Here is a 13,848-nt window from a genome sequence, read left to right on the forward strand (position 1 = left end):
GCTAACGCCATGAATTCACCCAATATGCAAATGATTGCATATTTAGTTTTGACGATCTCACACTGAGAGAAAGAGGAGCTTGTAATGAACCTTCGTCCCTTGCATGACCGCGTTATTGTCAAGCGCCTGGACAACGAAACGAAGACCGCATCGGGCATCGTGATCCCTGACGCCGCTGCTGAAAAGCCGGATCAGGGCGAGATCCTGGCGGTTGGCCCGGGCAAGCGCGATGATCAAGGCAAGTTGATCGCACTCGACGTGAAAGTGGGCGACCGTGTTCTGTTCGGCAAGTACGCCGGCCAGGCCGTCAAGGTCGATGGCCAGGAACTGCTGGTCATGCGCGAAGAAGACATCATGGCCGTCGTGGCCGCCTAAGTCTGTCTGCCCCCAGACATCTTACGTAAAGTATTCAAGGAGTTATTGCAATGGCAGCTAAAGAAGTCGTTTTCGGCGATGCCGCTCGTGCCAAGATGGTCGAGGGTGTCAACATCCTCGCCAATGCCGTCAAGGTGACCCTGGGCCCGAAGGGCCGTAACGTCGTGCTCGAGCGCAGCTTCGGCGGCCCGACCGTGACCAAGGACGGTGTGTCGGTCGCCAAGGAAATCGAACTCAAGGACAAGCTCCAGAACATGGGCGCGCAAATGGTCAAGGAAGTGGCTTCCAAGACCAGCGACAACGCCGGTGACGGTACCACCACCGCAACGGTGCTCGCCCAGTCGATCGTGCGCGAAGGCATGAAGTTCGTGGCCTCGGGCATGAACCCGATGGACCTGAAGCGCGGTATCGACAAGGCCGTTGCTGCCGCCATCGAAGAACTGCGCAAGATCAGCAAGCCCTGCACGACCAACAAGGAAATCGCACAAGTCGGCTCGATCTCGGCCAACAGCGACACCTCGATTGGTGACTACATCGCCAAGGCGATGGACAAGGTCGGCAAGGAAGGCGTGATCACCGTCGAAGACGGCAAGTCGCTGCAAGACGAGCTGGACGTCGTCGAAGGTATGCAGTTCGACCGCGGCTACCTCTCGCCGTACTTCATCAACACCCCGGAAAAGCAAGTCGCGATCCTGGAGAACCCGTTTGTCCTGCTGTTCGACAAGAAGGTCTCGAACATCCGTGATCTGCTGCCGGTGCTCGAGCAAGTCGCCAAGGCTGGCCGTCCGCTGCTGATCATCGCCGAAGATGTCGAGGGCGAAGCCCTGGCAACGCTGGTGGTGAACAACATCCGTGGCATTCTGAAGACCTGCGCCGTCAAGGCTCCGGGCTTCGGCGACCGCCGCAAGGCCATGCTGGAAGACATCGCCATCCTGACGGGCGGCCAAGTCATCGCCGAAGAAATCGGTCTGACGCTGGAAAAGGCCACGCTCAACGAGCTGGGCCAAGCCAAGCGTATCGAAATCGGCAAGGAAAACACCATCATCATCGACGGTGCCGGTGAAGCCGCAAACATCGAAGGGCGCGTCAAGCAAATCCGTGCTCAGATCGAAGAAGCTTCGAGCGACTACGACCGTGAAAAGCTGCAAGAGCGCGTGGCCAAGCTGGCCGGCGGTGTTGCCGTGATCAAGGTCGGCGCTGCGACCGAAGTCGAAATGAAGGAAAAGAAGGCTCGCGTGGAAGATGCACTGCACGCTACCCGCGCTGCCGTGGAAGAAGGCATTGTCCCCGGCGGTGGTGTTGCACTGCTGCGCGCTCGCGTGGCCGTGGCCGACATCAAGGGCGCCAACGCTGACCAGGACGCCGGTATCAAGATCGTTCTGCGCGCCATGGAAGAGCCGCTGCGCCAGATCGTCGCCAACGGCGGCGAAGAAGCCAGCGTCGTTGTGGCCAACGTGATTGCCGGCAAGGGCAACTACGGCTACAACGCATCGACCGGCGAGTACGGCGACCTGGTGGAAATGGGCGTTGTCGACCCGACGAAGGTCACCCGCACCGCACTGCAAAACGCCGCTTCGGTGTCGGGCCTGCTGCTCACGACCGACTGCGCCGTTGCCGAACTGCCGAAGGAAGATGCTCCGATGGCTGGCGGCATGGGTGACATGGGCGGTATGGGCGGCATGGGCATGGGCATGTAAGTCTCGCAAGAGACTGCATGACGGGGGGCCGCAAGGCACCCCGAATGCCGGGTCGCCGGGCTTCGCCACAGAATCTTCGATTCTGCGGTTGAAGCCCGCACCAAACGGCAACGAGTTCTCCGGAATTCGTTGCCGTTTTTTTATGCCTGAGTGGATGTCGCAGCGTCAGGCGCACTGTCGTTGCCGCCTCGGATGCGCGGTGCGACGAGCGGTGTCGTGGCGGCGATCTCGTCCTGCAGCCACTGCCAGAAGGCGTGAATCGCGCGCTCGCGCGGATGATTTTCCCGCCAATTCACGTGATATTCGAGGCTCGGCGGAATGCGCACATCGCCGATTTGCACCAACTCACCCGCTGCGAGCGCATCGCGCACGAGCAGACTGCGTGTCGTGGCGACGCCCTGTCCGGCAATCGCCGCCCGCAAGAGCAACCCCGAATCGTCGAAAATCGGCCCGCGCGTGGGTTCGTGCGGTGGCAAACCCGCAGCGACTTGCCAGTCGCGCCACGATCGATGTGCGAAGCGCAGCATCGGCAGTTTGTCCGTATCCGCAATAGTGAACCCCGGCACGCGTGCGATCAGGTCGGGATGGCATACGGCAATCACGTAGTCGTCGAGCAGTTTGCGCGTGACGAATCCTGTCTCTTCCACGCGTTGATGCCAGATACCCACGTCGACCGAATACGGGTCGGGGGCCGCAATGTCTGCGTGAATCCGCACCATCAGGTCGATGCCGGGGTGCTGTTCGCCAAAGCGGTCGAGCCGGGGTATCAGCCACTGCGCCGCCAGATCGGTCATCACACTGATTTCCAGGCGCACCGTGGCCGGCGATGCCCCAGGCGCCGTGCCTGCCCGCGCTTCGGTGATCGCTTCGTCGAGTTCCGACATACCGATGCGCACCCGCTCTGCCAGACGCGCTCCGACGCTCGTCGGTACCATCCGGGCGCCCACGCGACGGAACAGCGCCGTGCCGAGCTGCTGCTCGAGGGAGCGCATGTGATGGCTCACCGCACTGTGCGTCAAATTCAATTCCTCTGCCGCACGCGTAAAGCTGCGGTGGCGCGCAGCCGCTTCAAGCGCACGCAGCGATTGGAGGGGAGGGAGGTGTTTGAACATGATGTCAAATTCTACTCACAATGCGCGCGCAAAGGTTTCGTTGGATTCATGACGTCGTTCCGCCGACAATCCATACCCGAGCAATTGACTTGGGTATGGCTTCATGTCGAAAGCACTTCGCATCTTCGTGCTGTTCGCCTGCGGATACTTCGTCTCATACGTGTATCGCGGTGTGAACATTGGGTTTGCACCATTTATGACGCGCGAACTCGGTCTCTCGCCCGCCGATCTCGGCTTGCTGACGAGCCTTTATTTCCTTGGTTTCGCGGGCGCGCAATTGCCTGCCGGCGTGCTGCTCGACAAATTCGGCCCGCGCCGGGTGGCGTCGCTCGTGCTGCTGTTGGCGGCTGCCGGTGCTGCGCTATTCGGTCTGGCGCACGGTGTTGGCGCGCTGATGGTGGGACGCCTGCTCATCGGCGTGGGCGTGTCGGTGTGTCTGGGCAGTGCGTTCAAGGCGCTGGCGCAATGGTTTCCGGTGGCGCGTTTGCCATTGCTCAACGGTCTGGTGATGGCCGTGGGCGGTATGGGCGGTGTTGTGGTCGGCACGCCGCTGAACTGGCTGCTTGGGCTAACGGACTGGCGCATCGTGTCATTCGGACTGTCGGCGCTGACAGTCTTCATGTCGGTCGCGCTGTGGTTCGGTGCGCCGGAGAAACCGGGTTCACATGCGCAAGGCGGCCTGTTCGAGGCGCTCAAGGGGGTTCGTCAGGTGCTGGGAAGCGGTATGTTCTGGAAAGTGACGTCGCTCTCCGGTATCACCCAGGGCGTGTTCTATGCGATGCAATCGCTCTGGATGGCACCGTTCATGCGTGACGTAGAGGGGCTGTCGGAAGTGCAGGTGGCGTCGCTGGTGTCGGTCGTGGGGCTTGCGATGATGGGCGGCAGCGTGGTCTTCGGTGCGGCTGCGCGCTGGCTCGAGCGTCGCGGTGTGAGCGTATTCGCGTTTTCCGGCGTCGGCATGGTGCTGTTCGTTGTCGTGCAGTCGCTGCTGATGATGCGTGCGCCGATTCCGCCGGTTTGGCTGTGGGCGGCGTATGGCATCTTCGGCGGCTCGGGCATTCTGTCGTACGCGGTGCTCGCAGAGCACTTCCACGGTACCCTGATCGGACGTGTGAATACCTCGCTCACGCTAGTCATCTTCCTGCTGATCTTCTTTTGTCAGGTGGGCGTGGGGGCCATGCTCGGGGCTTATGCCGCGCACAGTACACAGGCGCACTTCTCTGCGTGGACGGTGCTGATCGTGCTGCAGGTGCTGGGGGCAGTGTGGTACTTCTGGCCGCAACGCCAGCGCGTCGGGAAGGTGGCCGCGGCAGCATGATGCATGCCTGACGCGATGTGAGGCGGCGGGCCGTACTGTGGCGCCGCCGTCTTGCTCAATGCCCGTTTTCGAGCGCGTGCAACCAGACGCTCAAGCCCGACTCGATGTCCGCGAGGGCCGCTTTCGGCAACGGCGCCAGCATTCGATGCTCGTTGGCGACGTGCGCCTCGACGGCGCGTTCGATCAGTGCGAATCCGGCGGCAGTCAGTTGCACCAGCGTGCTGCGGGCATCGTCCGGATTGGCCACGCGGGCAATCCAGCCCCGCGCTTCCAAACGTTGCAGCCGGTGCGTCATCGTCCCCGAGGTCACCATCAGCGTCGAGAACAAGGCGGTCGGTGCGAGACGATAGGGCGCGCCCGAGCGACGCAATGTCGCCAGCATGTCGAATTCCCACCCACTCATGTCGAACTCGGCGAACGTGACATCGAGTTGCTGCTGGATGAGCGCCGCGCAGCGCTTGAGGCGGCCAATGACGCCCATCGGCGACACATCCAGATCGGGGCGCTCGCGATGCCATTGCGCGAGGATGCTGTCGACGGCATCGCCATGCCTCTCTTCGAGCTGCGCCGTCTGATGGGGCTCAGTTGCTGCGCGCGTTGTGCGGCTTCCCTTTGGCCGGTTTCCCATGGGTGACTCCAGTTATCTTGACTTCAAGGTAAAAGGATACCAAACTGCCATTTATCTTGAATTGAAGATAAATCGCGATGACGACGACAACTTCCCCGCTGCCGATCCGTTGGGCCGATGCATTGCTCACGGCGCTGGCACCAATGATCTGGGGCTCGACCTATATCGTGACGACGCAACTGTTGCCGCCGGACCGGCCATTTACGGCGGCGTTGATTCGTGTGCTGCCGTCCGGTCTGCTGTTGCTGCTTTACGCACGGCGTTGGCCCGCGCGTCGCGATTGGGGGCGGCTGGTGGTGCTCTCGGCGCTCAACATCGGCGCGTTCCAGGCATTGCTGTTTGTGGCGGCGTATCGCTTGCCGGGCGGGCTGGCGGCCGTGGTCGGGGCGATTCAGCCGCTACTGGTGATGGGGTTGGCGTGGGGCGTGGAACAGCGGCGCCCGTTGGCGACGACGGCCTGGGCGGCACTCGCGGGCGTTGTCGGTATGGGCGTTTTGTTGCTGTCGCCGGGCACGGTGTTCGAGCCGGTGGGTATTCTGGCAGCGCTGGCGGGCGCGGCGAGTATGGCGATGGGCACTTATCTCACGCGCCGGTGGCGTCTGGACATGCCGGTGCTCGCCCTCACGGGATGGCAATTGCTCTTGGGGGGATTGATGCTCGCGCCCGTTGCATGGTTGGCCGATGCGCCGCTGCCCGCGCTCACGATGTGGCAGACGCTGGGCTACCTGTATCTATCGATCGCGGGGGCGCTGCTGGCTTATGCGTTGTGGTTTCGCGGCATTGCGCGTCTGGCGCCGGTGGCGGTGTCGTCGCTCGGCTTGCTGAGCCCGTTGACCGCCGTGGTGCTGGGCTGGGTATTGCTGGGTCAGGCGATCAAGGGTGTCGCATTCGTTGGGCTCGCGATGGTGTTCGCGAGCATTCTGGCGGTGCAGTGGACAGCGTCGCGTTCCTGATGCCGCCTCAGTCCTGCGCGACCCAGTCGCCCGACTTGCCGCCGTGCTTTTCCAGCACGCGCACGTCGGTGATGGTCATGCCGCGGTCGACGGCTTTACACATATCGTAGATCGTCAGCAGGCCCACCTGAACGGCCGTGAGGGCTTCCATCTCGACGCCCGTGCGGCCGATGGTTTCGACCTGCGCGCGGCAATGCACGGCGTTCGCGCCGTCGTCCACCAGAAACTCCACGGTCACGCGCGTGAGTGCCAGCGGATGACACAGCGGAATCAGATCGGCGGTTCGTTTTGCGCCCTGAATGGCCGCAATGCGTGCGATGCCCAGCACGTCGCCTTTTTTGGCCGTGCCGGTGCGAATCAGCGCGAGCGTTTCCGGCTTCATCAGAATGGTGCCGCGCGCGACTGCGATGCGATGCGTGCTGTCCTTGCCGCCGACGTCAACCATGTGGGCCTGTCCGGCGGTGTCGAAATGGGTGAGTTCTGCCATGAGTCGATGCTGAGAAGGTATTGCGGAAGTTCTGGCACGAGGGGGCACAGTTGCGCGGCTCGCGAGCGTGAATTCGGCGATGTTTCGTCGGCATTCCGGACGTTCGGTCGATGCCGCGGAACGTCCACGTCTGGCTGCTATCATAGCAGCAGCCCCGAATGATCAGCGCCACGCGGCGCCCATTTCCATGACGCGTTCGTCACGTTCGTTCAGCGCCTCCATTGGCATATCCCGCATGATTCCCGTGCTTCGCTTTTTCTCGTCACGTCGCTCATGGCGCGCATGACCGTCATGTCGAGGCGTTCACGTCCGTCAGATCGGTGCACGCGCGTTGATGCTCGCTGGCGGCGCGTTTTCGCGTGGGCGATGCTTCCCGTCATGACCGCGACGACGTTTGCCGCGGCCGTGCTTCCGACGCAGGCTGCGGCGCAGTCGCTGCCTACGCTGGGCCAAAGTTCGGCTTCCGATCTCTCCCCCGCCATGGAGCGCAAGTTGGGCGAGCGCGTGATGCGCGAGATTCGCGCCGATCCCGATTATCTGTCCGACCTGCTGCTCTCCGATTACGTCAATGCGTTGGGCAGCAAGCTCGTGTCGGCCACGCGCAAAGTCGGGCTTGACGCCAGTCAGAGCTTCGAGTTCTTCGTTGTGCGCGATCCCGCGATCAACGCCTTTTCGCTGCCCGGCGGCTTTATCGGCATCAACACGGGACTGATCGTGACCACGCGCACCGAGTCGGAACTGGCGTCGGTCGTGGGACACGAGACGGGTCACGTTCTGCAACATCACATCGCGCGGATGCTCGGCCAGCAGTCTCAGAACTCGTGGATTGCGCTTGGCGGCCTGCTGCTCGGTTTGCTCGCCGGGATCGGCGCACGCAGCTCGGATCTCGGCATGGGGATCGCGATGGGCGGGCAGGGGCTGGCCGTCGACCGGCAGTTGCGGTTCTCGCGCGATGCGGAGCGCGAAGCCGATCGCGTGGGCTTCCAGTTGCTTCAGGCGGCGGGATTCGACACGTATGCCATGCCGACGTTCTTCGAGCGCCTGCAACGTGCGGACTCCATCAACGAAGCCGGTGTGCCGGAATATGTGCGGACTCACCCGCTCACGACCGATCGCATTGCCGACATGCTCAATCGCTCGCGCAACGCCGGATATCGCCAGCCCGAACAGTCGCCCGAGTATGTATTTGTGCGTGCGCGTTCGCTGGTCCTGCAACAGAAGTCGGCGAGCGATTTCGCGACGATTGCCGAGGCACAACGCACGGCGATCCGTTCGCAGACTGCGCCGAGTGTGGCGGGGGCCTGGTATGCGGTGGCGCTCGCGGAGTTCAAGCAGCACCGTTGGGAGCCTGCACGCGAGGCGCTTGAGAAGTCGCGTGCGGCGTTCGGTGGCACCGGGCCGGGTACGCCGAGTCTGGCTGTTCTGGCCTCGGATATCGCACGCTCGTCGGGGCACGCGCAAGAAGCGCTGCAGATGGCCACACAGGCGCGCGCCGCGTTCCCGCTGTCTCAGGCTGCCGACATGGCCTATGCAGACGCGCTGGTCGCCAGCCAGCGAATTCCCGAGGCGACGAAGTTCCTCCAGGCGCAGGTGGAGCGCTATCGCGGCGAGCCGATCTGGTGGCGGGCTCTCGCAGGGGCATGGGCTGCGGGTGGCAGGCAGGCGCGTCAGCACGCCGCGTTAGCCGAGCAGTACGCGCTGCAAGGCCAGTGGATGGCGGCCATCAGTCAGTTGAAACTCGCACGCGACGCGGGCGACGCCGATTTCTACGAGATGTCGACGATCGACGCCCGACTGCACGAGTTCCAGCGTCGCTACCGGGAAGACAAGGAAGACGAGAAGGACTTCAACAAGCAGTTCGGGTGAGGGGTGCATACCGCGTAGTTACGTACATCGTTGGGTTGAGCGCAAAAACAACGCTTCGAAGCTTTCGAAATTTGCGATCTATACGCAGTATGCAAAGCAAGGTGATCACCATCTTTTAGTGGTCCATTGAATGATGATTCTGTAGGATCGAAACAAGATGGAAAGTTCGGATCTTACCTATTTGGGATTCTGACATTCCCCATTGCGAACAGTGCCCCCTTTGGCGAGTATGACGACACGATACCGTGCTTGCCTCGCAGTGAATTCTCGCCGCGAGCTTTTCGACCAATATTCACGGAGTGGGGTGAAGTATGGAGAATTGCAGTTACGAAGTCGTGATAGACAATGAGCGGTTCATCAACAAGCCGGTGGTTGCGTTGACTAAATGCCAAATCAAATTCCGTGATCGCGATAGTCTGCACCAATGTGTTGAAGAGATTCGAAAGTCTGATCTTAGGCTGAGTTTGAGGCCGGAGGAGGACGTCCAGTACGATTGGCAAAATCCAGTCGGGGTTCGAGGAAATACTCTGCATTTTGGCGTGCGCTGGTTTGATGCCAAGTATTTTTCCGAGCATAGGGATGTCTATCTGAACGAAATGCATAAGCGGTTGCTGAATCAATTTGGTGTCGATATGGCCGACGCAAACGTTGAGCATTTCGTAGCTTCTCACTAATTTTCGCCTCATGGTCGCCACGATCTACGTTCGGTCGTGGCGATTCTCCCGGCTCACACCGTGTCTCCACTCTTCGCTTACCTGTCGTTGGATTTCCTCCTCGCGGCCTACCTCGGTATGTGGAACGCGATGGTGCCCATCGTGTTGCTCGACCGTTTCGGCACCGCAGGTGTCGTGGCGTATGAGATTGCGCTTGCCGCGTGTGCCGTCATCGCACTGCCGGTGGCGGCCTCATGGACGGAGCGTTTGCCGCGTGGCCGGGTCATGCAGTGCGCGTGCGTGACCATCGCGCTATCAGGCATATCGCGGATGGTCATTGCGGGCGTAACGCATGGCGTCACTTTCTGGATACTGAACGACATGATTGCCGTGGTGGCCTTCGCCGTCGTGCAGCCGCTGCTTGGTGTCTATCCGGCAGAGACTGTCGAGAAGACCCGCGTGTTAGCCGCATTTCGCCTGAAGCGAGTCACGGCCAATCTCGGTCGTATCGGTGGGCCATTATTGGCCGGTACGGCTTTACTTTTCTTTCCCCGACAATACGCTTTATGGTGCGTCGCAGCGCTCGGGTGTTGTGCGCTGCTCCTTTTGCCGCGACTGCCAAGACTCCCGACGTCGCGTCCCCCTGGAACATCGGCCCCCGCTACTATAAGCGTGGCGTTTCGTCGCGCGTTTGCCGGATTCGCATTGAAAGTCCGGCTGCCGGCAGAACGATGCTTCACGCTCTGCGATATGTTGCTTGGTGTCGCGACGGCGGGGATTGTGCCGATGTTGATACCTCAACTCGTGCAACAGGCGGCATTGCCGGCATCGCAGGCGGGTTGGCTGATCGCGATATTCGTCGTTGGATCGATCGCGGGCGTCGTCATTTTTCACCCGGTCCTCTCCGGTGTATTGCGACGAAGGTTGGGTTATGTCGTGATTTGGGCGGCACTGGGCATTAGCCTCGCAGTCGCAACCGTCGCAGACACCATCGTCTTGCTGGGGGCGAGTTTGATGTCAGCGGGTGTGTTCGGCGCATGTCTGTCTATGAACGGCATCGACCGGCGCGTGATCGCGATGCCATCTTCCGTACGTATCAGAGTCGCCAGTGCAACGTTGCTGACGACACAGATGGCGAGCATGCTGTCGTTCTCGCTGTACGGCGTCACCTATTCAGCCGATACCTTGGACGGGCGATGGTGGTTGTATGGCGGCCTGGTTGCCATCGCTGCGCTGTCGTCGTGCCTCGCAAGTGAGCCGTGGAGACTACTTGCCGAGAATGACGCAGGCGACGCCGTTGAGACGTTCTATACCGACCGATATCCCGAAGCGTTTGACGAGGCTGACCCTATGGCGCGGGACGGCGCGGCGTAAGGAAATCATGCCCCTTGACCGTCGGCCTGCGGATCGCGCTCGAATCCATAGGCCTGCGGCAGAGTGCCGGCGTGAACGGTCGCGAAGGGCAGCGAGGTGCCATTGCGCCAATGCAGTCGTACTGCACCTTTGGCGTCGGCGGTGTCGTCCGACGTTTGCTCGATCTCGAAGGCTTGCGCCAGATCGGACACCTGCGTGAGCAGATCGATGTCGTGATCGTGCAGCAACGCGAGCGGTGCGCTCCTCTGCGTTTTTTCCACCGTCGTGCCATCTCCCCCGCCGCCGGATGGCGCACCCACGAACGCCACATTCCCGTCTTCGTCCAGCAGACACGCCTGCGGCACGAACCGATGCCCCAACTGGTCCGTCAGCTCCGGCGCACCGCGGCCGTCGTTCGCGGCGGCGTCCCACGTGAGCCGCACCACGAACGGCGCATAGGCGAGCGAGACGTACACGCGTTGCGGCCCGTTCTGGAAGTACCATCGCCCGGCGTCGTCGCTAGCATAGTTGCGGGCAATGAACGCGATCAATGCCGCATGACGGATCGGATCGCCGGCGGTGCCCGCCGCCTGCGCCGCTTCATCGCGCATGCGCCACTGTCCGCGCCGGTCGAGGGCGAGCCAGCCGTAGCAATCCGGTACGTTGGGCCATTTGGCCATCGCCTGTCGAACGATTTCATCCATGATGCATCCTCAGGCCGCACTCGGCAGAAATTGACGGAAGTAGTCGAGCACCGTGCGCGGCATCCACGTCATGCCGCCGGGAAACGGACCGCTCATGAAGCCGACGTGCCCGCCGTTGGCCGGTTGCAGCAACTGGACATAACGCCCGACATCGTCCTGGCCGGGCAGCACATTGGCGGGCTGGAACGGGTCGTTACGCGCATTGATCACCAGCGTCGGCACTTCGATTGCCGGCAGAATCGGCTTGCTCGACGCGCGCGTGTAGTAATCGAACGCACTGTGATAACCGTGCAATGGCGCCGTTACCACATGATCGAATTCGCCGAGATCGCGCGCGGCCATCATCAGGTGCCGGTCGTAAAGCCCAGGGTACTGGTCGAGCTTGACGAGCGCTTTTTTCTTGAGCGTGCCCAGAAAATTGCGTGTGTACACCATGTTGAAGCCGTGCGAGAGCGCCAGTCCGCCCGCCCGCAAATCGAGCGGTGCCGAAATCGCGCACGCGGCACTCACCACCTGCGTTGCATGCCCCTCGTGCTCGCCCAGCCAGCGCAGCAGCACATTGCCGCCCAGCGACACCCCGGCCGCGAAGATCGGGCCCGAGGTGTTCGCGCGCAACCGTTGCAGCATCCAGTCGACCTCGGTACTGTCGCCTGAATGATAGAAGCGCGGCGCGCGATTCATGCGGCCGCTGCAACTGCGAAAGTGGGGGATCACACCACGCCAGCCCCGCGCTTCGACTTCGCGCATCAAGGTGCAGGCGTAGTGACTGCCCGAGCCGCCTTCGAGGCCGTGAAACAGCACGACGAGCGGCGTTTCGACCAGACCTTCAGGGGCGGGCGGAGATTTCTCTGCGGCAGGCGGGGCGACTAGCCAGTCGACATCGACGAAGTCGCCGTCGGGCGTGTCCCACGTCTCGCGCCGGAATTCGACCGACGGGCGGCGGCCGAGCAATGCCGGGTAAATCGTCTGGCTGTGCCCGTCGGGCAGCCACCGCGGCGGCTGGTAGTCCAGGGGAAGAAACGTCGCCTGACGCGCCGTCATCGTCGTACCGTACCGGTCAGTGAAGCCCATCCGGACGCGCGTGCATCATCAGGCTGAATTGCTCAACGGCCTGCGGCGGCAACGGGCTGGAGTGGATATGGGCGAAGCGCCAGTCGCCTTGCTCATGCACCAGCACATAGGTTGTGTGGATGAGCTGGGCGACCGTCTGGCCGGCGTCTTCCTTGCCGACGCGCATCGCTTCGGTCGCCGTGTGCATGACCGTGCCGACGGTGTCGTACTCGGTCGTGTCCAGCGAATCGATTAGCACCACGCTTTGCGAGAACTGGGCAACCAGACCGCTGCGAATCTGTTCCAGACCGTCCCAGCGGGTGCCGTCGGCGCGAATGTAGCTGACGAAATCCTCGTTGGCCCAAAGCGACATCACGCGATCCGTCTGCCCACGGCTCAGCGCGTCATAAAAAGCGATGATGGTCTCACCGGCGGCATCGAACAGACGGACAAAACGTGGCATGAGAATTTACCGTTGAGTGTTACCGGGATCGGGCTGAACGCGGCTCCGCCGTAGGCTGGATCAGCGCTGCGTGAGCAGAATGTTGCGCACATTCGCGAACACATGCTCAGGCATCAGCTCGTTGAGGCAGCGCGTATGGCCCAACGGACATTCGCGGGCAAAACACGGACTGCATTCCAATTGTAGCCACAGGATATGCGCCTGGTCGGACAGCGGCGGAGTGTGGCGCGGATCGGACGAACCGAACAGGGCAATCTGCGGGCGGCGCAACGCCGCCGTCACGTGCATCAGCCCCGAATCGTTGCTTACCACGGCATTGGCGCGTGCCAGCAGCGCGCACGCTTCGGCCAGCGACGTCTGTCCGCACAGATTGCGCACGAACGGGGCGTCCAGGGCGATTTGCTGTGCCAGTGCGCCATCTTTGCCCGAGCCGAGCGCGACGATCTGCGCATACGGGAACGAGCGGCGCACCAACTGGGCCAACTGCGCGAAATGACCCGGCGGCCAACGCTTGGCCGGCCCGAACTCGGCACCTGGGCAAAACACCACGAGTGGCACGCGCAGATCCAGGCCGAAGCGCGCGAAGACACGGGCCGACTCGTTCAGATCGGCTTCAATGCGCGGCGTGGGCAGCGTCTCGGGCAGCTTGGCCCCGGGGGCAAACGCGAGCGCAGCGTAGTGCCGCACCATCGGCGGGCGCTCGTCCTTGCGCGGATTGGCGTGGCGCACGTTGAGCAGGCCGTAGCGCTGCTCGCCCTTGTAGCCGATGCGCAGCGGAATGCGCGCCAGCCACGGAATCAGCGCCGACTTCAGGGAGTTCGGCAGCACATAGGCGGCGTCGTAACCCTCGTCGGCGAGCACGCTCGCGAGCCGGTAGCGCTCGAGCGGCTGCAATTTGCCGTGCGCGAGGTCGGTAGCGACGACGCGCGAAATCTCCGGCATGCGTTCCAGAACCGGGGCGACCCAGCCGGGCGCGATCGCGTCGATGGTCAGACGCGGATGCAGACGCTTGAGCAGGGTGAACAACGGCTGCGCCATCAGCGCGTCCCCAATCCAGTTGGGGGCGATCACCAAGGCTTTATGCATCGTGGCGGAGACTCAAAACGTTAAGCGTAGCGATGAAACGGACAGGCGACCGGGCGGCGCATTGCGCCAGCTTGGCACGGCGCCTGACCGGTCGGGGCAACGG

14 protein-coding genes are annotated in these 13,848 nt (G+C 62.5%); 7 read left to right on the forward strand and 7 right to left on the reverse strand.

Translation table 11 applies throughout. The annotated features are described in order from the left end of the window. Nucleotides 1-84: 84 nt before the first annotated feature. Together groES and groL are read left to right on the forward strand one after the other, a co-directional pair. Entirely contained in the window at nt 85-375 is a 291-nt protein-coding gene (groES, locus tag PCO31110_RS18135; RefSeq protein ID WP_010808449.1) for a co-chaperone GroES, read from the forward strand. Between the two features lie 50 nt (nt 376-425). Beyond that, nucleotides 426-2,072 (forward strand): chaperonin GroEL, encoded by a 1,647-nt coding sequence (groL, locus tag PCO31110_RS18140; RefSeq protein ID WP_010808450.1) that lies wholly within the window; start codon nt 426-428, stop codon nt 2,070-2,072. 140 nt (nt 2,073-2,212) lie between these two features. Here the strand turns inward: groL and PCO31110_RS18145 are convergent, their stop codons facing one another. Then, nucleotides 2,213-3,184, reverse strand: coding sequence for a LysR substrate-binding domain-containing protein (locus PCO31110_RS18145; RefSeq protein ID WP_010808451.1), 972 nt, complete (start codon nt 3,182-3,184; stop codon nt 2,213-2,215). A gap of 103 nt (nt 3,185-3,287) precedes the next feature. Between PCO31110_RS18145 and PCO31110_RS18150 the strand changes: the two genes are divergently transcribed. Next, a complete protein-coding gene (locus tag PCO31110_RS18150; protein ID WP_150691073.1) occupies nt 3,288-4,502 on the forward strand; it encodes an MFS transporter in 1,215 nt (404 codons plus the stop codon). A 55-nt stretch (nt 4,503-4,557) separates the two neighbouring features. Here the strand turns inward: PCO31110_RS18150 and PCO31110_RS18155 are convergent, their stop codons facing one another. Next, complete coding sequence (locus PCO31110_RS18155) at nt 4,558-5,130, reverse strand: MarR family winged helix-turn-helix transcriptional regulator (protein ID WP_010808453.1); 573 nt, start codon at nt 5,128-5,130, stop codon at nt 4,558-4,560. A 77-nt stretch (nt 5,131-5,207) separates the two neighbouring features. On the opposite strand from PCO31110_RS18155, the gene PCO31110_RS18160 reads away from it, so the two are divergent. Continuing rightward, nucleotides 5,208-6,083: an EamA family transporter gene (locus PCO31110_RS18160; protein WP_174979636.1), complete on the forward strand. Its 876-nt coding sequence runs from the start codon at nt 5,208-5,210 to the stop codon at nt 6,081-6,083. A 7-nt stretch (nt 6,084-6,090) separates the two neighbouring features. Here PCO31110_RS18160 and moaC read toward each other — a convergent pair whose 3' ends face one another. After that, the gene (moaC, locus tag PCO31110_RS18165; protein WP_010808455.1) at nt 6,091-6,570 is read right to left on the reverse strand and encodes a cyclic pyranopterin monophosphate synthase MoaC; all 480 of its coding nucleotides are present in this window, start codon (nt 6,568-6,570) and stop codon (nt 6,091-6,093) included. Nucleotides 6,571-6,948: 378 nt separating this feature from the next. On the opposite strand from moaC, the gene PCO31110_RS18170 reads away from it, so the two are divergent. The 3 genes from PCO31110_RS18170 (at nt 6,949) to PCO31110_RS18180 (ending at nt 10,463) form a co-directional block, all read left to right on the forward strand. Next, nucleotides 6,949-8,436: a M48 family metalloprotease gene (locus tag PCO31110_RS18170; protein ID WP_246189891.1), complete on the forward strand. Its 1,488-nt coding sequence runs from the start codon at nt 6,949-6,951 to the stop codon at nt 8,434-8,436. 311 nt (nt 8,437-8,747) lie between these two features. After that, the gene (locus tag PCO31110_RS18175; RefSeq protein ID WP_150691075.1) at nt 8,748-9,110 is read left to right on the forward strand and encodes a hypothetical protein; all 363 of its coding nucleotides are present in this window, start codon (nt 8,748-8,750) and stop codon (nt 9,108-9,110) included. A gap of 117 nt (nt 9,111-9,227) precedes the next feature. Further along, entirely contained in the window at nt 9,228-10,463 is a 1,236-nt protein-coding gene (locus tag PCO31110_RS18180) for an MFS transporter (RefSeq protein WP_370855841.1), read from the forward strand. Between the two features lie 5 nt (nt 10,464-10,468). Here PCO31110_RS18180 and PCO31110_RS18185 read toward each other — a convergent pair whose 3' ends face one another. The 4 genes from PCO31110_RS18185 to waaF are packed head-to-tail and all read right to left on the reverse strand — an operon-like array spanning nt 10,469 to nt 13,745. After that, complete coding sequence (locus tag PCO31110_RS18185; RefSeq protein ID WP_010808459.1) at nt 10,469-11,146, reverse strand: DUF2946 family protein; 678 nt, start codon at nt 11,144-11,146, stop codon at nt 10,469-10,471. Nucleotides 11,147-11,155: 9 nt separating this feature from the next. Then, nucleotides 11,156-12,187, reverse strand: coding sequence for a YheT family hydrolase (locus PCO31110_RS18190; RefSeq protein WP_150691225.1), 1,032 nt, complete (start codon nt 12,185-12,187; stop codon nt 11,156-11,158). 16 nt (nt 12,188-12,203) lie between these two features. After that, complete coding sequence (locus PCO31110_RS18195; protein ID WP_010808461.1) at nt 12,204-12,659, reverse strand: nuclear transport factor 2 family protein; 456 nt, start codon at nt 12,657-12,659, stop codon at nt 12,204-12,206. Nucleotides 12,660-12,719: 60 nt separating this feature from the next. After that, a complete protein-coding gene (gene waaF / locus PCO31110_RS18200; protein WP_010808462.1) occupies nt 12,720-13,745 on the reverse strand; it encodes a lipopolysaccharide heptosyltransferase II in 1,026 nt (341 codons plus the stop codon). Nucleotides 13,746-13,848 lie beyond the last annotated feature (103 nt).

The sequence above is a fragment of the Pandoraea communis genome (genome assembly GCF_902459745.1).
Lineage (GTDB): Bacteria > Pseudomonadota > Gammaproteobacteria > Burkholderiales > Burkholderiaceae > Pandoraea > Pandoraea communis.